The sequence below is a fragment of the Mesobacillus thioparans genome, from assembly GCF_965138835.1.
In the GTDB taxonomy this organism is placed as follows: Bacteria; Bacillota; Bacilli; order Bacillales; family Cytobacillaceae; genus Mesobacillus; species Mesobacillus thioparans.
This window is the reverse complement of sequence record NZ_CBCSFH010000001.1, coordinates 189891-208453: the sequence shown is the minus strand read 5'-3', so window position 1 is coordinate 208453 and position 18563 is coordinate 189891. Positions and strand designations below refer to the sequence as shown.

Genomic DNA, 18563 nt, shown 5'->3' with positions numbered 1-18563 from the left:
CTAGCGGGGGTGAAGATATGAGTAAAACACGCGTTTATGAATATGCAAAAAAGCATAATTTATCGAGTAAAGACGTGATTGTAAAATTAAAAGAAATGAACATCGAGGTTTCCAACCATATGACGGCAATGGAAGAGGATACTGTCAAGAAGCTTGATTCGATATACCAAAAGAAAGATGGCAATCAGCCAGCGAAAAAGCCGCAACAAAATCAATCAAAGGCTCCTCAGGGCGACAAACAAGGCCAGAACCGCAACCAGGGCGGCCAAAAGCCAAATCAGGGCCAGAATCGCAATCAAGCCCAAAGCCAGCAAAGAAACAATAATGGCCAGCAAAAACCTCAGCTAAAGACGACTGCCAGCGCATTTTCTGATGACGAGCGTCGTGCGACAACACCTGAGAAGGTAAAAACTTCAGCGACAGCTAAAAAGCCGGGCAATTCACAGCCGTTCAATAAGAACAACAACAAGAACAAACAAAACAACAGGAACAGAAACCAGCAGAACCAAAATAAAGGCAGACAGAACCAGCAGCAAGCGCCACAGCAGCCGAAAAAAGTTAAAGAACTTCCCTCAAAGATCACTTTCAGCGAATCTTTGACAGTTGCTGAACTAGGTAAAAAACTTAACCGTGAGCCATCGGAAATCATCAAGAAATTATTTATGCTTGGTGTCATGGCTACAATCAACCAGGACCTGGACAAGGATGCAATTGAATTGATTGCGACTGATTATGGTGTTGAAGTTGAAGAAGAAATCAAGATTGATGCAACTGACCTTGAGGTATACTTCACAGAAGATGATGAAGCTTCAATGGTGGAAAGACCATCAGTTGTTACGATTATGGGTCACGTTGACCATGGTAAAACAACTTTGCTTGATTCCATCCGCAACACGAAAGTGACTGCAGGTGAAGCAGGCGGTATCACTCAGCACATCGGTGCTTATCAGGTTGAAGACAACGGCAAAAAAATCACATTCCTTGATACACCAGGTCACGCAGCGTTCACGACAATGCGAGCTCGTGGAGCAAAGATTACTGATATTACAATCCTTGTCGTAGCAGCAGATGACGGTGTCAAGCCACAGACAGTAGAAGCATTGAACCATGCGAAAGCTGCTGAGGTACCGATCATCGTAGCGGTAAACAAAATGGATAAAGAGTCTGCAAACCCTGACCGAGTCATGCAGGAATTGACAGAGTATGGGCTGGTACCAGAAGCATGGGGCGGCGAAACAATTTTCGTTCCAATTTCCGCGCTTACTGGCGAAGGTATCGACAGCTTGCTTGAAATGATTCTGCTTGTTGGTGAAGTGGAAGAATACAAAGCTAATCCAAACAGAAACGCAATCGGTACTGTTATTGAAGCACAGCTTGATAAAGGCCGTGGATCTGTTGCCACATTGCTTGTACAGAATGGTACATTGAAGATTGGCGACCCGATTGTTGTCGGAAACACATTCGGTCGTGTCCGTGCGATGGTAAATGATTTAGGACGCCGCGTTAAAGAAGCTGGTCCATCAGCGCCAGTTGAAATTACTGGTCTTAACGATGTTCCTCAGGCTGGTGACCGTTTTGTTGTATTTGAAGACGAAAAAACAGCACGCCAGATTGGTGAAGTACGTTCACAAGAAGCATTGCAGGCACAGCGCAGTGAAAAAACGCGCGTCAGCCTCGATACATTGTTTGAACATATGAAACAAGGGGAAATGAAAGATCTAAATCTAATTATTAAAGCCGACGTCCAAGGTTCAGTTGAAGCACTTGCAGCAGCATTGCAGAAACTGGATGTGGAAGGTGTAAATGTAAGAATCATTCACACTGGTGTTGGTGCGATCAATGAGTCTGACATCACACTTGCAGCAGCTTCCAATGGTATCGTCATCGGTTTCAACGTCCGTCCAGATAATAATGCGAAACGTGCAGCAGAGTCTGAAAGCGTCGATATCCGACTTCACCGTATTATCTATAAGGTGATCGAAGAAATCGAATCAGCGATGAAGGGTATGCTAGATCCGGTTTATGCTGAGAAAATCATTGGCCAGGCTGAAGTACGCCAGACTTTCAAAGTATCAAAAATCGGAACGATTGCCGGCTCTTATGTTACTGATGGAAAGATCACGCGTGACAGCGGCGTTCGCTTGATTCGTGACGGAGTCGTCATTTTTGAAGGGGAAGTCGATGCGCTGAAGCGTTTCAAAGATGATGCCAAGGAAGTAGCACAGGGATATGAGTGCGGTATTACCATTAAAAACTTCAAAGACGTCAAGGAAGGCGATGTAATTGAAGCATATATCATGGAAGAAGTGGAACGTTAATGGTAGTAGGCTTAGCAGCCTGTGAGTGCATCATCTATGATGCTCATTCTCTAAAAGAAAAGAGAGCTGTACTGCAGCGGATTATCACAAGGCTGAAGCAAAAGTTCAACGTCTCAGTTTCGGAAGTTGAGCATCACGATGTCTGGCAGCGGACAACAATTGCGATTGCCGCTGTCTCGTCATCAAAGGTGGCGACCGAAAGAGAGCTTCACAATGCCTTGAAAATGATTGATTCTTTTCCAGAGATCGAACGTACCATCACCGACATAGAATGGCTTTGATTAAAGAGGTGATTGAAAATGGGTCATAGAGTAAATCGTGTTGGCGAACAAATGAAAAAAGAATTAGGCGATATCATCAGCCGTAAAATCAAGGATCCGCGAGTAGGTTTCGTGACCGTGACAGATGTCCAGGTTACCGGGGACCTCCAGCAGGCGAAAGTGTATATCTCTGTTTTAGGAGACGAACAACAGAGGGAAGACACTCTAAAAGGATTGGCAAAGGCCAAAGGCTTCATCAGGACAGAAATCGGCCAGCGAATCCGTCTTAGAAAAACACCTGAGCTGATCTTTGAATTTGATGAAACAATGGCATACGGAAATCGCATCAATTCGCTGATCCATGAGCTGCAAAGAGAAGAACAGCCTGGAGAAGAAGAACAAGATAAAGATACTGACTAATGTTTATATAGTCAGGAAATTTAACCGAAAAAAATGGATAGACAAAACGTCTATCCATTTTTTTCGAGATTTTTTATTTTTAATACATAGAAACTCAAGGAGGAAGGGATATGGAAGGGATTCTGCCTCTTTTTAAACCAGCTGGAATGACTTCGCATGATTGTGTGTTCAAGCTCAGGAAGCTGCTTAGGACTAAGAAGGTGGGCCATACAGGTACCTTGGACCCCGATGTTACGGGGGTTCTGCCAATCTGTGTCGGCAAGGCAACAAAAATAGCAGAATATATTACAGATGCAGGAAAAGCTTATGAGGGTGAAGTCACCCTTGGATTCACCACAACCACCGAAGATGCTTCAGGAGAAAAAGTGGATGAAAAGCCAGTGGACCGGACGATCACAAAAAAGGAAATAAAAAATGTCCTTCAGTCACTTGTGGGTGAAATTGAACAGACTCCACCCATGTATTCGGCGGTAAAAGTGAATGGGAAGAAACTTTATGAATATGCGAGACAGGGAATCGAGGTCGAGCGGCCAACAAGGAAAGTGACAATCTATAGCATCGAGCTGCTCGATGATCGGGATGCATATGAAGGTGAGCAAGTCAGCTTTAAATTCAGGGTATCATGCAGCAAAGGTACATACATCCGGACCCTGGCTGTAACGATTGGTGAGAAATTAGGGTATCCGGCACATATGTCTTCGCTGGTCAGAATCCAGTCTGCATCCTTTTCTTTGGAAGATTGCTTTACATTCGGACAGCTTGAGGAAATGGCGGAGGAAGCAAGGCTTGAAGCGGCCTTATACCCTTTGGAGACTGGTATTTCTTATTTGCCGAAATATCGCATTAATGATAAAGTAGCAGAGAAAGTGAAAAATGGGGCATTGCTTCAAATTCCAAAGGAACTTGAAGGGGTTGAAGGCCCTGTTGTAGCAGAAACAGAAGACGGAAAAGCGCTCGCCATTTACAGGGCACATCCAACCAAACATGGGATGATGAAACCTGACAAAGTATTGAGAAATGAGCAATAAAAAGTATTGCCGCATTAGGATACAAAATCAGCGATCAATATTAAGTCCTGATTGAAAGAGCAGCTAGGTCAGAAAAGGTGAGTTAAATCGTGGAATTGATTAAGCTAAACCATCCTCATGGGTATAAAATAGAAGACTTTCCGGCAATGGCCATCGCATTAGGCTATTTCGACGGAGTCCACCTGGGCCACCAACGGGTGATCTGGGAAGCGAAAAAAGTGGCTGAAGACAAAGGGATCAAGAGTGCGGTCATGACATTTGATCCCCACCCTTCTGTCGTGCTCGGTAAAAGCGTGCAACATGTGGAATATATCACTCCATTGGAAGAAAAAGCACGATTGATTGAAGAAATGGGAGTCGATTACTTATTTGTGATTAGTTTCACGACTGAGTTCTCTGGTCTATTGCCCCAGGAGTTCATAGACCAATATGTCATTGGGCTGAATGTCCATCACGTCGTTGCCGGCTTTGACTATTCGTATGGGAAGATGGGGAAGGGAAATATGGAAACAATCCAGTTCCATTCCAGGTCGAAATTTGATTTTACGGTAGTGTCCAAATTGTCAACTCCAAAGGACGAAAAGGTAAGCTCTACCATAATCCGCGGTTTCTTACGGGATGGAAAAGTTGATGATATGCCCGAATTGCTTGGCAGATATTATACAACAAGCGGGATTGTTATCAATGGAGAGCGAAGAGGACGCACAATCGGTTTTCCAACAGCGAACGTGCTGATGGATGACCAATACATCCTCCCGCCGACAGGTGTGTATGCTGTGAAAATCCAGGTTAACGGCAAATGGCATGAAGGTGTCTGCAATGTCGGCTATAAACCGACCTTCCATCAGGAGAAAAAAGCAAAACCATCGATAGAGGTCCATATCTTTCAATTCAATAAAGAAATTTACGGGGAATCAGCAAGCATCGAGTGGCACCTCCGGCTTAGAAGTGAACGAAAATTTGAGGGGATCCAGCAGCTTGTCGCCCAAATCGAAAAAGATAAGCAAGAAGCAATCCTTTACTTTGAAAAAAACAAGGGTTAGACTTGCTTTTTGTCGTAAAAAGATGTATTCTTATTAACGTATCAAAAACCAACCTTTGCTTGGCAAGTCGAGTCACCGACGCTTGCTCGGTAACAGGGGATTATTAAATTGGAGGTGAACACGGATGGCAATCACAAAAGCACGTAAAAACGAACTTATCAATGAATTCAAGGTTCACGAAAGTGACACTGGATCTCCAGAAGTTCAAATCGCTGTCCTTACTGCAGAAATCAACACATTGAACGATCACTTACGCGTTCACAAAAAGGACCACCACTCACGTCGCGGTCTTCTAAAGATGGTAGGTAAGCGTCGTAATCTTTTGACTTACCTTCGTAACAAGGATGTTGCTCGTTACCGCGAGTTAATCAACAAGCTTGGTCTACGTAGATAGTCTGTAAAAGCGGGATTTATCCCGCTTTTTTATTAGGCAATTTTTTTGTCCTTTACATAACCTTTGATTGATATGAAGTACTCTTTTTTTGGAGATAATATAACATAAAAGACTTTTTAACTTGACTCGCTTTAAAGTCCTGTTGATGGACGAGCTTACATCATGGGCGGGATAAGGCAGTTTATGGTTTTATCATTGTTTATTAAGGTATATTGGTTATATGACAAGCATGTTTAAATAAATACCCGGGTACAGCCAGGGTGTATTTAATGGTAGAGAGGGGCTAAAAAAGCATGGTACAAGAAAAACAAAGTTTTTCCTTTGACTGGGCAGGGCGCAAGCTGACAGTCGAAATCGGACAGCTAGCGAAGCAGGCGAATGGTGCAGTCCTAGTCCGTTATGGAGATACAGCTGTATTAAGTACAGCAACTGCGTCAAAAGAACCGAAGAATCTGGATTTCTTCCCTTTGACTGTGAATTATGAAGAAAGATTATATGCTGTCGGGAAAATCCCTGGCGGTTTCATTAAGCGAGAAGGCCGACCTAGCGAGAAAGCGATCCTTGCAAGCCGTTTGATCGACCGTCCAATCCGTCCGTTATTCCCGGATGGATTCCGTAATGATGTCCAGGTAATCAGCATTGTCATGAGTGTCGATCAAAACTGTTCATCTGAAATGGCTGCAATGTTTGGTTCATCTTTGGCACTTTCAGTTTCTGATATCCCATTTGGAGGACCAATCGCTGGTGTTACTGTCGGAAGGATCGATGGTAAATTCGTAGTCAATCCGTCTGTTGAAGAAACAGAAAAAAGTGATATGCACCTGGTAGTGGCAGGTACAATGGATGCAATCAACATGGTTGAAGCAGGCGCTGAAGAGGTACCTGAAGAAGTGATGCTCGAAGCAATCATGTTCGGACATGACGAAATCAAGCGTTTGATTGCGTTCCAACAGGAAATCGTCGCACAGGTTGGAAAAGAAAAAAGAGAAATTAAACTTTTTGAATTAGATAAAGAGCTTGAAGCTGAAGTTCGCGGAGTATGTGAGCAGGATATGATTTCTGCAATCCAGGTACAGGAAAAGCACGCTCGCGAAGATGCGATCAAAGAAGTGAAGAATGCTGTCGTTACCCGCTATGAAGAGCAGGAAGCGGATGATGACAAGCTTAAGCAAGTGAAACAAATCCTTGATAAAATTGTCAAAGGCGAAGTTCGCCGCTTGATTACAGAAGAAAAAGTACGTCCAGACGGCCGTGGAGTCGATGAAATCCGACCGCTTTCTTCTGAAGTAGGCTTGCTTCCTAGAACACATGGTTCTGGATTGTTCACAAGGGGACAAACTCAGGCACTAAGCATCTGTACGCTTGGCGCAATGGGTGATGTTCAGATCCTGGACGGTCTTGGAATCGAAGAAGAAAAACGATTTATGCACCATTACAATTTCCCGTTATTCTCTGTTGGTGAAACAGGTCCAATCCGTGGGCCGGGACGACGTGAAATCGGGCACGGAGCACTTGGTGAAAGAGCTCTTGAGCCTGTCATTCCGAATGAGAAAGATTTCCCGTACACTGTCCGTCTTGTATCTGAAGTACTTGAATCAAATGGTTCTACTTCGCAAGCAAGTATTTGTGCTAGCACATTAGCACTTATGGATGCAGGGGTGCCAATCAAAGCTCCGGTTGCGGGTATTGCAATGGGTCTGATCAAATCTGGAGAACATTATTCTATTCTTTCGGATATCCAGGGTATGGAAGACCACCTTGGAGATATGGACTTTAAAGTTGCTGGAACCGCAAAAGGTGTAACAGCCTTGCAGATGGATATCAAGATTGAAGGATTATCCCGTGAGATTCTTGAAGAAGCATTACAACAGGCGAAAAAAGGCCGCATGCATATTCTTGAATCCATGCTGGCAACGATCAAAGAACCACGTGAACAGCTTTCAAAATATGCACCAAAAATCATCACTATGTGGATTAAACCTGATAAAATCCGTGACGTCATTGGGCCAAGCGGTAAACAAATCAACAAGATCATCGAAGAAACTGGCGTAAAAATTGATATCGAACAAGATGGTACGGTATTTATTGGCTCAGTAGATGAAGAAATGATTCAAAGAGCGAAGAAGATCATTGAAGACATTGTCCGTGAAGTTGAAGTTGGAGAAATGTACCTTGGAAAGGTCCGCCGTATTGAAAAGTTCGGTGCGTTTGTGGAAATCTTCCCTGGTAAAGATGGTCTGGTCCATATCTCTGAGCTTGCTGAAGAACGAGTGGGCAAAGTTGAAGATGTTCTGAAGCTTGGCGATGAACTCCTTGTTAAGGTCACCGAAATTGACAAACAAGGAAGAGTAAATCTTTCACGCAAAGCAGTATTAAAGGAACAGCGCGAAAAAGCTGAAAAACAATCATAATAGTGCACAAAAAGGCCGGGGAACCCCCGGCCTTTTTGTGTATGTGAGCAAATCACTCTCGTTCTACCTTGTCCTGCTGCTTCATAAAGTAAAATAAGGCCCTCTGTGATCGATGTCCGACACCATAAAGCTTTGGAGGCCTAAGAGAAGAGGAGGCACAAAGAATGAGGATGAGAATGAGAATGAGAAAATTGGCACTGGTTTTTGTCATGCTGATTGCAGCCTGGACCATGGTGAATAATCCATTTTCCCATACATATGTAGCAGGTCTTAAAACGGGGACAATGGCTGTATCTGGACATGAAGATTCCTTGATGGCTGAAATTGAAATGAAGGCTGAGGAATATGAGGTTGAACCTTCTGACGCGAGGAAGGATCCAGTCTGGAAAGTTATCCCTGGTTATAACGGATTAAAAGTTGATGTGAAAAAATCATATGAAAAGATGAAAAAAGATGGGAAATTCAATCCGGATAAGCTTGTCTTTGAACAGGTACCGCCTGAAATCCATTTACGTGACTTGCCGCCACAGGCTGTCTACAAAGGACATCCTGAAAAGCCGATGGTCAGTTTTATCATCAATGTGGCATGGGGGAATGAGTATCTCACCGGAATGCTTGCAACATTGAAAAAGCATAATGTCACCGCAAGTTTTTTCCTGGAGGGAAGATGGGTAAAAAATAATCCAGGGTTGGCAAAAATGATTGCCGATGCAGGGCATGAAATCGGCAACCACTCTTTCACACATCCGGATATGAAACAACTATCAGGCGCTAAAATCAATGAAGAAATCCGTAAGACCAACGAGGTCATTGAGGCAGTTACAGGTGTACAGACTAAATGGTTTGCCCCTCCCAGCGGTTCTTATAAAGACGAAGTGGTTCAAATTGCCGCAGCCCATCAATTAGGCACTGTGATGTGGAGCGTGGATACAATCGACTGGCAGAAACCCAGCCAGGAAAAGCTGATCAGCAGGGTAATGGGGAAGGTTCATAATGGTGCGCTGATTCTGATGCATCCAACGGAGTCGACTGCTTCATCGCTTGACCAGCTGATTACGCAAATCAAGGCGAAGGGATTGCAAATTGGGACAGTATCTGAAATGTTAAGTGAAAAAAGGATCGTACCTGCAAAAAACATGAAAGAATAGCATTGTATTTGGAAAAAGTAAGTTAAATGGACTATACTAAGTAAATGCAGTAGTTTTAGCAGCAGGTTCCAGAGGAGGAATATAATGATAAAGAAATATACATGCCAAAACGGTGTAAGAATTGTACTTGAAGAAATCCCGACAGTCCGTTCGGTAGCAATCGGAGTCTGGATCGGTACAGGATCCCGTAATGAAAATCCTGAGAACAACGGAATTTCCCATTTCCTTGAACATATGTTTTTTAAAGGTACAAAGACGAGATCTGCCAGAGACATCGCCGAGTCATTCGACAGCATTGGCGGACAGGTGAATGCCTTCACCTCAAAGGAATACACTTGCTATTACGCAAAAGTACTAGATAATCATGCACAGTATGCCCTCGAGGTATTGGCCGATATGTTCTTCCATTCTACTTTTGATTCGGAAGAATTGAATAAAGAAAAGAATGTAGTCAATGAAGAAATCAAGATGTATGAAGATACTCCTGATGATATCGTCCATGATTTGCTCAGTCAGGCCATCTATGGCAATCATCCGCTAGCGTATCCAATCCTTGGGACTGAGGAAACGCTCCAAAGCTTTACAGGAGAAAAATTGGAGCAGTACATGCATGATATGTATAGACCGGAAAATGTGGTTATTTCAATTGCAGGCAATGTCCCTGAATCGTTCATTAAAAGTGCAGAAAAATTCTTTGGCTCATACGAAGCAAGCAAAGAAAAGATGGAATACATCAAACCGGAATTCCATTCGAAACAAGTATCCCGCAAGAAAGAGACGGAGCAAGCCCACCTTTGTCTTGGATTCGAAGGGCTTCAAATCGGCCATTCTGACGTGTACAACCTGATCGTCCTGAATAATGTACTCGGCGGCAGCATGAGCAGCAGGTTATTCCAGGATGTCCGGGAACAACGCGGCCTTGCCTATTCGGTATTTTCCTATCATTCCGCATACCGGGATAGCGGAATGGTGACCATTTATGGCGGTACAGGTGCGAATCAGCTGAACGTCCTGTATGAAACAATCCAGGAAACATTGGCGAAGCTTCGCGCTGATGGAATAACGGAGAAAGAACTTAATAACAGCAAGGAACAACTTAAAGGCAGTCTGATGTTAAGCCTTGAGAGCACAAATAGCCGCATGAGCAGGAATGGGAAAAATGAGCTTCTGCTCGGAAGACACCGTTCCCTTGATGAAATCGTCGAACAAATTGACCAGGTGACAAAGGAACGTGTTGACGGCATGGCCAATGATATCTTCACGGATCAATACTCCGTTTCCCTGATCAGTCCGAGCGGCGAGCTCCCAACCCAATAAAAAATACCCAGGACAGCAGTTTCTTCAAGAAGCTGCTGTTTTTATATTCTAAAAAGGCAGCCGCAATGATACATATAGAATAAGGACAAAGTGACGGGGAGGTTCATCATGAAACTGAGTGAACTTGGCGGCAAAGAAATTGTCGACGTGAAAAGGGCTGAAAGATTAGGGGTACTTGGTCAAACAGATTTGGAAATCAATGAAAGAACCGGGCAGATCGAAGCATTGATCATTCCATCATTGAAATGGTTTGGCCTCCGCAAGCAATCCGGAGAGGTAAGGGTACCGTGGAAGCACATCAAGAAAATAGGTTCGGATATGATCATCATTGACATACCAGATCATGAAGAATAAAAGCGGGCTTAATGCCGGCTTATTTTTTTTGCGGATGAAAGGATGATTGAATTCGCCGTCGAATGAACGGCATTTCTTTCATGGAAAACTCACCTATTCCGCGTTTGATACATATGATGTTGAAGTAGTTCATGTTGAATAGAAATTTTTAATCCAGGATTAATGGAAAAGAAGGTGATTGTTCTCATGCTGACAGGAATGCAAATCGCGGTTATCGGCGGTGATGCGAGACAGCTGGAGATTATTCGCAAGCTGACAGAGCTTGATGCAAAGCTTTCTTTAATAGGCTTCGAGCAGTTGGACCATGCTTTCACAGGTGCCTCAAAAGAAAAGATAGATGAAGTGGATTTTTCAGTACAGGATGCGTTGATCCTGCCTGTTCCCGGAACCAGCCTTGAGGGTCAGGTCGAAACCATTTTTTCAAATGAAAGAGTAGTGCTCATAAAAGAAATGCTTGAACGGACTCCAGAACACTGTACGGTTTATTCTGGCATCTCAAACGCGTACTTGACCGGGATTGCCAGCCAGGCAAACCGCAAACTGGTACAGCTTTTCTCCCGGGATGATGTAGCCATCTATAACTCGATTCCAACGGTGGAAGGAACGATCATGATGGCAATCCAGCACACAGATTTTACGATTCATGGTTCCAGGGTCGCTGTTCTCGGACTTGGCAGAGTAGGGATGAGTGTTGCGAGAACCTTCCATGCGCTTGGAGCAAAGGTTAAAGTAGGTGCCCGGAAAAGCGAGCATATTGCAAGGATTACGGAAATGGGATTAGAACCTTTCCTTTTATCAGACATAAGCAAGGCAGTTTCAGATAGCGATATTTGCATTAATACCATTCCACATCAAATCGTTACAGCTTCCGTCATTTCGAGGATGCCTGCACATACGCTGATCATTGACCTTGCATCCAAACCAGGTGGAACGGATTTTCGCTATGCAGAAAAACGCGGAATCAAAGCTTTGCTTGCGCCAGGTTTGCCGGGAATCGTAGCACCAAAAACAGCCGGGCAGATTTTAGCGAATGTTCTTTCTCAACTGCTTATGGAAGACTTTTCTAACCGAAAGGAGAAAGAAGTATGAGTTTACAAGGAAAAAAGATCGGATTTGGATTGACAGGTTCGCATTGTACGTACGACGCTGTTTTTCCGGAAATAGAAAAATTAGTGAATGCTGGTGCAGAGGTTTTGCCTGTTGTCACATTCACCGTCAAAAATACAGAAACACGTTTTGGAAAGGGAGAGGATTGGGTACAGCGGATTGAAGAGCTTACTGGCAATAAGGTGATCGACTCGATTGTGAAGGCAGAGCCTCTTGGCCCGAAGATCCCGCTGGATTGCATGGTCATTGCACCTCTTACCGGCAACTCCATGAGCAAATTCGCAAATGCCATGACAGATTCTCCAGTTCTGATGGCGGCGAAAGCAACCTTAAGAAACCAAAAGCCAGTAGTGCTTGGCATTTCCACGAACGATGCTTTGGGACTCAATGGTGTTAATCTGATGAGGCTGATGGCAACCAAGAATATTTACATGATTCCTTTCGGCCAGGATGACCCGGTAAAAAAACCAAATTCAATGGTTGCGAGAATGGAGATGCTCTCTGAGACAGTTCTGGAAGCGATGGAAGGCAAGCAGCTTCAGCCAGTGCTGGTTGAGCGTTATAAAGACTAAGGGATTTTCGGGAAGGATACCGTCAAATCAGCAAAATCGATGACAAATGAGAGGGTTATACAAACTGGAAACGCTTTTCTCCGGCAGTGAAGCAAAATGTTTCTTTCCTTAACGATTGAATATGATAAAATATAGGATAATATACAAGGCGGTTTTTAAGAAAAGGGTTCTATTTTCTAGTAAACAGAGAATAGTCAGCAATCTGCGCCTGGCCTGTTTCCATCCCGTGAGAGCCTACTCGGATATCTTGCGGAAAGCATTGAATCGAGATGCTGGAAATGTATCGGGGCTGACCGCAGCGTTTGCGCTTTTCATTACCGCCGTAATACTTATGTTCAAACAACCGGCATGTGCCGGATATGAAAACGATAATGGCAGTGGAAGGGGAAACAGTTTATGTCAGAGAGAAAAGGTTACCGAGTAGCAGTAGTGGGAGCAACAGGGGCTGTTGGCCAGCAAATGATCCAGACACTTGAGAACAGGGATTTTCCTGTTTCAGAACTTTTATTGCTGTCTTCAGCTAGATCTGCTGGTACTAAGTTTCAATATAAAGGAAAAGAAATAACGGTCCAGGAAGCAAAACCTGAAAGCTTTAAAGGGGTGGATATTGCTCTTTTCAGTGCTGGAGGAAGTGTCTCGAAACAATTGGCGCCGGAAGCAGTAAAACGTGGAGCGATTGTTGTCGACAATACAAGTGCTTTCAGGATGGATGAGAATACCCCGCTGGTTGTACCAGAAGTGAACGAAGAAGATTTGCATAATCATAATGGAATCATTGCCAATCCGAACTGCTCGACGATCCAGATGGTGGTAGCATTGGAGCCGCTGCGCAAGAAATACGGTCTGGATAAAATCATCGTCTCAACCTATCAGGCAGTATCTGGTGCAGGTGCAGCAGCGGTGGAGGAGCTGGAAGAACAAACTCGCGCAATCCTTGATGGCAAAGAGTATGAGCCAAAGCTCCTTCCTGTCAAGTCTGCGGATAAGCATTACCAGATTGCCTTCAATGCAATCCCGCAAATTGATACATTCGTTGAGAATGGATTCACATATGAAGAAATGAAAATGATCAATGAAACGAAGAAAATCATGCATATGCCTGAGCTTCAGGTTGCAGCTACATGTGTGCGCCTGCCTGTAGGCACAGGCCATTCAGAATCAGTGTATATTGAAATAGGAGAAGGCGGAGTGACCGCATCAGAAGTAAAGGAATTACTGGCGAATTCACCTGGAGTAGTGCTTCAGGACGATCCAGAACAGCAATTATATCCAATGCCTGCATTCTCTGTCGGTAAAAATGATGTATTCGTGGGCCGGATCAGGAAGGACCTTGATCACGATAAAGGCTTCCATATGTGGGTCGTATCAGATAACCTCCTTAAAGGCGCTGCGTGGAACTCTGTCCAGATTGCTGAAAGCCTTGTGAAGCTGGGACTTGTAAAATAAATAGGCTCTTTTCATAAACTTTGTTGCTATTGCCTACAAAATAGGATTGAATGACATAATGTTATTCACACAATTAAAGCTTATTATGAGAAAAGAGCTTGCAAACTTAGTACCGACATTCAAAATGGCTATTATCGCGTTAAAATCGGCTTTAGGATTTTAACAACAATCTTTACGAAAACAGCCAATAATAATTTATCTTAATTGGTTAATGACAGAATTTCTGAGGTGTTACGATGAAAATAATCGTTCAAAAATTTGGCGGTACGTCTGTTCGTGATGAGCAAAGCCGCAGTCACGCAATAGGCCATATCAAAAATGCAATTGAAGATGGTTACAAAGCAGTTGTGGTTGTCTCGGCGATGGGCAGGAAAGGTGATCCTTACGCCACAGACACCCTCCTCAGCCTGATTGGCGGCAATGAGAGCAAAATCAGCAAGCGAGAGTATGACCTGCTGCTGTCATGCGGGGAAACGATTTCGAGTGTCGTTTTTACCAATATGCTGATTGAAAATGGCATCAATGCAACGGCGTTGACCGGTGCACAGGCAGGGTTCAGGACGAACAGTGAGCATACGAACGCAAGGATCCTGGATATGAAGTGTGACCGTTTGCTGCGGGAACTGGACCATGTTGATGTTGTCGTTGTAGCTGGATTCCAGGGAGCAGCCAAAAATGGAGACGTGACAACGATCGGAAGAGGCGGCAGTGATACGTCCGCAGCTGCGTTAGGCGCAGCCCTGAATGCTGAATGGATCGATATTTTCACCGATGTGGAAGGAATCATGACAGCAGATCCCCGCATTGCTGATAATGCACGGCCACTTTCAGTGGTGACCTATACAGAGGTTTGCAATATGGCATACCAGGGCGCGAAGGTCATCCACCCTCGTGCTGTGGAAATTGCCATGCAGGCAAAAGTGCCGATCAGGATCAGGTCAACCTATTCTGATGGCCTTGGAACATTGGTCACAACGCTTAATCGTGAAAATAAAGGCACTGATATCAAGGAGCGTCCTGTTACAGGCATCGCCCATGTTTCGAATGTCAGCCAAATCAAAGTTTTTGCCAAAAAGGATCAATACAATCTACAATCAGAAGTGTTCAAGGCAATGGCTAACGAAAACATAAGCGTCGATTTCATCAATATTTCTCCGAATGGCGTAGTATATACGGTACTGGATGAAATGACAGACCGGGCGGTAAAAGTCCTCGAAGGATTAGGCCACACTCCGCAAATCGAGAAGAATTGTGCGAAGGTCTCTGTCGTAGGCGCAGGGATGGCAGGTGTTCCGGGTGTGACTTCGAAGATTGTCACAGCATTATCCGAAAAGGGCATTCGCATCCTCCAATCCGCTGACAGCCACACAACCATTTGGGTTCTGGTCAAACAGGAGGACTTGGGAAAGGCAGTGAATGCACTTCATGATGCTTTCCAGCTCGAAGAAGAAACAATAGAGTTCGAAAGGCACGATATATAAAATGGCTTTCAGTCCTTGCCGGCTGAAGCTTTCGAGAATAGGAGTGAACAGGAATGGTTCAATTCGGAAGAGTATCTACAGCAATGGTGACCCCGTTTGATCATAAAGGTCACATTGATTTCGCAAAAACAACCCAGCTAATAAACCATTTGATTACGAACGGCACCGATTCACTTGTGGTTGCAGGGACTACAGGTGAGTCTCCCACTCTTTCAAAGGAAGAAAAAATCGCCTTATTTCAGCACGTCGTTAAAGTTGTGGACAAAAGAGTCCCTGTCATTGCTGGAACAGGCAGCAACAACACTTATGCTACGATCGAATTGACGAAAAAAGCCGAAGAAATCGGTGTGGACGCGGTGATGATCGTTGCCCCGTATTATAACAAGCCAAACCAGGAAGGTCTCTATCTGCATTTCAAGGCAGCAGCTGAAGCTACTTCGTTGCCAGTGATGGTGTATAACATCCCGGGCAGGTCAGTAGTCAACATCCTGCCTGAAACGGTGATCAAGCTGGCAGAAATCCCGAATATCGTAGCTGTCAAGGAAGCGAGCGGCGACCTGAACGCGATGACAAAAATCATTGCCAGCACACCTGATGATTTCCTTCTTTACAGCGGTGACGACGGGTTGACACTCCCAGTGCTTGCAATCGGCGGGTCCGGTATCGTCTCGGTAGCATCACATGTGATCGGTAACGAAATGCAGGCAATGGTTGAATCATTCTTCAGCGGAAGAAACGAGGATGCAGCCAAACTGCACCAGCGTCTCCTTCCAATCATGCAAGGCCTGTTTGCCGCACCAAGCCCTGGACCAGTCAAAACCGCATTGCAGCTGAAAGGACTCGACGTCGGCTCAGTGCGCTTGCCAATGGTTCCATTGACAGAACAAGAAAGAACAGCGGTAGCGAAATTATTCGAATAGAACAAAGGCCAGCCTGAAGAGGCTGTCCTTTTTTATTGTTTAGAGCAAAAACTTTTTTTTTCGTAACTCAAGCACACTTACTGTAAACGCTATTTTTTACCAGTAACAATCAACCAAGTTTTTATAAATACAGATGCCATCTTCTTGGTTAAGAAAAGGGCTTACACTCGCTTGATCTGCATTGATGCAAATCTGGGATTGAGTACAAATTAAGATATTAAAGTACTGATCCGCATTTCCAGGACGAATGAGATTAAGCTTAACATCGAGGTCTGGTCAAGAGAATGTCCAATAGAGCCATTCTAACGGACACTTTTNNGGAAAATCNTCANGAGTTTGTCCAANANANGTCTTCTAANGGACACTTTCTGGGGAAATGTCCTGGTTTTGTCCGATAGAACCATTCAAATGCCTATCAGCTTTATAAAAATAACGGATGTCCATATGTAACAGTTATTAAAGTAAACATGCTGAACGATGCGTTTGCGCTTTTTGTTCCTGTATTTAAGTTTTTTCATTTTTTTCCAGCCCTGGGTATAGCCATCCTCTAATGATCGAGAGCTGCAGAATAAAGTTGTAAAGGCTTTCAGTCATCAAGTATAATGATTTTAACAAATATCGTTCGGGAAACACTAAATAGGAGGAGCAGGGAATTGATAAAAAAGATAAATGAAAATATAAAAATCATTGCGCTTGGTGGCGTAGGGGAAATCGGCAAGAATATGTATGTCACCGAAGTGGACAATGATATTTTTGTGGTGGATGCCGGGTTGATGTTTCCGGAAGATGAAATGCTGGGAATTGACATTGTCATTCCGGACTTTACATACTTGATTGCTAATAAGGAGAGAGTAAAAGCGATTTTCCTGACTCATGGCCATGAAGACCATATCGGAGCGCTGACCTACCTCCTGCGGAAAATCAACGTACCTGTATATGGAACGAAGCTAACCCTTGCACTTGTAAAGGAAAAAATGAAGGAGCAGGAATTTGCCGGCAAAGTTGAATTTCATGAAATTACGGCAGATACCGAACTGGACTTTGGCGTGGTTTCCGTTTCATTTTTCAGGACAAATCATAGTATTCCCGACTCAGTCGGAATTTGCATCCATACATCAGAAGGGGCAATCGTACATACAGGTGACTTTAAATTCGACCAGGCAGCAGCCCCACTGTATAAACCGGATATCGGCAGGATGGCTGCCATTGGCGAACGAGGAGTGCTCTGTCTTCTGTCGGACAGCACAGAAGCCGAAAGGCCAGGTTACACTCCTTCTGAAACCACCGTCGTTGAAGAGCTATCCAATGTTTTTTATAATGCACAGGGCAGGATCATTGCCGCCTGCTTTGCTTCTGATCTAAACAGGATCCAGCATCTTTTCAATAGTGCAGCTTTGCATGGCCGCAAGGTAGCGGTGGTAGGAAAAAGCTTGGAAAAAGTGTATGATATCGCGTTGGAGCTCGGCTATCTCCAAGTTGAAAGTGACTTGCTCATTAAGCTAGAGGATCTTAAAAGGTTTGGCGATGAAGAAGTGGTTATTTTAACGACAGGCAGCCAGGGTGAGCCTATTGAAGCCCTGCAGAAAATGGCTAAGCAAGGACATCCTCAGGTGAATATCCGTGAAGGGGATACAGTCCTGTTCGCTGCCTCCCCGCTTAGGGGAAGTGAAGTATCCATCTACAAAACGATGGATATGCTTTTCCGCGCAGGTGCAAACGTAGTGGCGAGCAGGAAAAGCGTCCAGGTTTCAAGCCATGGAAGCCAGGAAGAACTGAAATTTATGATCAACCTGATGAATCCTAAATTCTTCGTTCCAGTGCACGGTGAATATAAGATGCTGAAAGCACATAAAAAAGTGGCACAGTCCTGTGGAATTCCGGAAGAGAATATATTCATACCTGACCGTGGAGACGTAATTGAGGTTTCAGGCGGAAAAATGAAGTCCACAGAAAAAGTGCAGGCAGGGAACATCTTGATTGATGGAATCGGAGTAGGAGATGTAGGGAACATTGTCCTTCGTGACCGCAGACTGCTTTCACAGGATGGTGTCCTGATTGTTGTTGTAACCCTGAATAAAATCGAGAAGAAAATCGCTGCCGGCCCGGAAATTATTTCGCGCGGGTTCGTCTACGTTCGCGAATCGGAAAAACTGATGGCCGAGTCAGCCACGCTTATAAGGGAAATCGTTGAAAAAAAACTTTTAAAAGAACCATTCGACTGGAATGGCTCGAAGCAGGATATCCGCGATTCCCTGCATCAATATTTATTCGAAAAAACAAAACGCCGCCCGATGATCATGCCGATTTTAATGGAAGTTAAATAATCAATGTAAAGTACTGGCTT

The 18563-nt window shown here is 44.2% G+C and carries 16 protein-coding genes; all 16 read left to right on the top strand.

Annotated elements, in window-relative coordinates; translation table 11 throughout:
- Positions 1-17: 17 nt before the first annotated feature.
- The 16 genes from infB (at position 18) to ACNAZ4_RS01065 (ending at position 18543) form a co-directional block, all read left to right on the top strand.
- Complete coding sequence (infB, locus tag ACNAZ4_RS01140; protein WP_415812360.1) at positions 18-2318, top strand: translation initiation factor IF-2; 2301 nt, start codon at positions 18-20, stop codon at positions 2316-2318.
- Positions 2318-2599, top strand: coding sequence for a DUF503 domain-containing protein (locus ACNAZ4_RS01135; protein WP_415812359.1), 282 nt, complete (start codon positions 2318-2320; stop codon positions 2597-2599). Before infB ends, ACNAZ4_RS01135 begins: the two co-directional genes overlap by 1 nt.
- An 18-nt stretch (positions 2600-2617) precedes the next feature.
- Entirely contained in the window at positions 2618-2998 is a 381-nt protein-coding gene (rbfA, locus tag ACNAZ4_RS01130; protein WP_214704115.1) for a 30S ribosome-binding factor RbfA, read from the top strand.
- 110 nt (positions 2999-3108) lie between these two features.
- Complete coding sequence (gene truB, locus ACNAZ4_RS01125) at positions 3109-4026, top strand: tRNA pseudouridine(55) synthase TruB (protein WP_415812358.1); 918 nt, start codon at positions 3109-3111, stop codon at positions 4024-4026.
- Positions 4027-4115: 89 nt separating this feature from the next.
- Positions 4116-5069 (top strand): bifunctional riboflavin kinase/FAD synthetase, encoded by a 954-nt coding sequence (gene ribF / locus ACNAZ4_RS01120; RefSeq protein WP_415812357.1) that lies wholly within the window; start codon positions 4116-4118, stop codon positions 5067-5069.
- A gap of 124 nt (positions 5070-5193) precedes the next feature.
- On the top strand, positions 5194-5463 hold the full coding sequence (rpsO, locus tag ACNAZ4_RS01115; protein WP_214704121.1) for a 30S ribosomal protein S15: 270 nt from the start codon (positions 5194-5196) through the stop codon (positions 5461-5463).
- 293 nt (positions 5464-5756) lie between these two features.
- A complete protein-coding gene (gene pnp / locus ACNAZ4_RS01110) occupies positions 5757-7874 on the top strand; it encodes a polyribonucleotide nucleotidyltransferase (protein WP_415812355.1) in 2118 nt (705 codons plus the stop codon).
- A gap of 182 nt (positions 7875-8056) precedes the next feature.
- Positions 8057-9022, top strand: coding sequence for a polysaccharide deacetylase family protein (locus ACNAZ4_RS01105; protein WP_415812977.1), 966 nt, complete (start codon positions 8057-8059; stop codon positions 9020-9022).
- An 84-nt stretch (positions 9023-9106) separates the two neighbouring features.
- Positions 9107-10339, top strand: coding sequence for a M16 family metallopeptidase (locus tag ACNAZ4_RS01100; protein ID WP_415812354.1), 1233 nt, complete (start codon positions 9107-9109; stop codon positions 10337-10339).
- A 108-nt stretch (positions 10340-10447) separates the two neighbouring features.
- Positions 10448-10693 (top strand): YlmC/YmxH family sporulation protein, encoded by a 246-nt coding sequence (locus ACNAZ4_RS01095; RefSeq protein WP_415812353.1) that lies wholly within the window; start codon positions 10448-10450, stop codon positions 10691-10693.
- Between the two features lie 186 nt (positions 10694-10879).
- The gene (gene dpaA, locus ACNAZ4_RS01090; RefSeq protein ID WP_415812352.1) at positions 10880-11782 is read left to right on the top strand and encodes a dipicolinic acid synthetase subunit A; all 903 of its coding nucleotides are present in this window, start codon (positions 10880-10882) and stop codon (positions 11780-11782) included.
- Positions 11779-12372: a dipicolinate synthase subunit B gene (locus ACNAZ4_RS01085; protein WP_415812351.1), complete on the top strand. Its 594-nt coding sequence runs from the start codon at positions 11779-11781 to the stop codon at positions 12370-12372. The genes dpaA and ACNAZ4_RS01085 overlap by 4 nt, the downstream gene beginning before the upstream one ends.
- 396 nt (positions 12373-12768) lie before the next feature.
- Complete coding sequence (gene asd / locus ACNAZ4_RS01080) at positions 12769-13818, top strand: aspartate-semialdehyde dehydrogenase (RefSeq protein ID WP_415812350.1); 1050 nt, start codon at positions 12769-12771, stop codon at positions 13816-13818.
- Positions 13819-14054: 236 nt separating this feature from the next.
- A complete protein-coding gene (dapG, locus tag ACNAZ4_RS01075; RefSeq protein ID WP_415812349.1) occupies positions 14055-15299 on the top strand; it encodes an aspartate kinase in 1245 nt (414 codons plus the stop codon).
- A 53-nt stretch (positions 15300-15352) separates the two neighbouring features.
- The gene (gene dapA / locus ACNAZ4_RS01070) at positions 15353-16219 is read left to right on the top strand and encodes a 4-hydroxy-tetrahydrodipicolinate synthase (RefSeq protein WP_415812348.1); all 867 of its coding nucleotides are present in this window, start codon (positions 15353-15355) and stop codon (positions 16217-16219) included.
- Positions 16220-16872: 653 nt separating this feature from the next.
- The gene (locus tag ACNAZ4_RS01065) at positions 16873-18543 is read left to right on the top strand and encodes a ribonuclease J (protein ID WP_415812347.1); all 1671 of its coding nucleotides are present in this window, start codon (positions 16873-16875) and stop codon (positions 18541-18543) included.
- Positions 18544-18563 lie beyond the last annotated feature (20 nt).

Coding starts and splice junctions, on each gene's coding strand:
- dpaA (WP_415812352.1), top strand. CDS start 10,880: ATGCTGACAGGAATGCAAATCGCGGTTATCGGCGGTGATGCGAGACAG.
- truB (WP_415812358.1), top strand. CDS start 3,109: ATGGAAGGGATTCTGCCTCTTTTTAAACCAGCTGGAATGACTTCGCAT.
- dapA (WP_415812348.1), top strand. CDS start 15,353: ATGGTTCAATTCGGAAGAGTATCTACAGCAATGGTGACCCCGTTTGAT.
- ACNAZ4_RS01095 (WP_415812353.1), top strand. CDS start 10,448: ATGAAACTGAGTGAACTTGGCGGCAAAGAAATTGTCGACGTGAAAAGG.
- rbfA (WP_214704115.1), top strand. CDS start 2,618: ATGGGTCATAGAGTAAATCGTGTTGGCGAACAAATGAAAAAAGAATTA.
- ACNAZ4_RS01105 (WP_415812977.1), top strand. CDS start 8,057: ATGAGAAAATTGGCACTGGTTTTTGTCATGCTGATTGCAGCCTGGACC.
- infB (WP_415812360.1), top strand. CDS start 18: ATGAGTAAAACACGCGTTTATGAATATGCAAAAAAGCATAATTTATCG.
- pnp (WP_415812355.1), top strand. CDS start 5,757: ATGGTACAAGAAAAACAAAGTTTTTCCTTTGACTGGGCAGGGCGCAAG.
- rpsO (WP_214704121.1), top strand. CDS start 5,194: ATGGCAATCACAAAAGCACGTAAAAACGAACTTATCAATGAATTCAAG.
- ACNAZ4_RS01135 (WP_415812359.1), top strand. CDS start 2,318: ATGGTAGTAGGCTTAGCAGCCTGTGAGTGCATCATCTATGATGCTCAT.
- ACNAZ4_RS01100 (WP_415812354.1), top strand. CDS start 9,107: ATGATAAAGAAATATACATGCCAAAACGGTGTAAGAATTGTACTTGAA.
- asd (WP_415812350.1), top strand. CDS start 12,769: ATGTCAGAGAGAAAAGGTTACCGAGTAGCAGTAGTGGGAGCAACAGGG.
- ACNAZ4_RS01085 (WP_415812351.1), top strand. CDS start 11,779: ATGAGTTTACAAGGAAAAAAGATCGGATTTGGATTGACAGGTTCGCAT.
- dapG (WP_415812349.1), top strand. CDS start 14,055: ATGAAAATAATCGTTCAAAAATTTGGCGGTACGTCTGTTCGTGATGAG.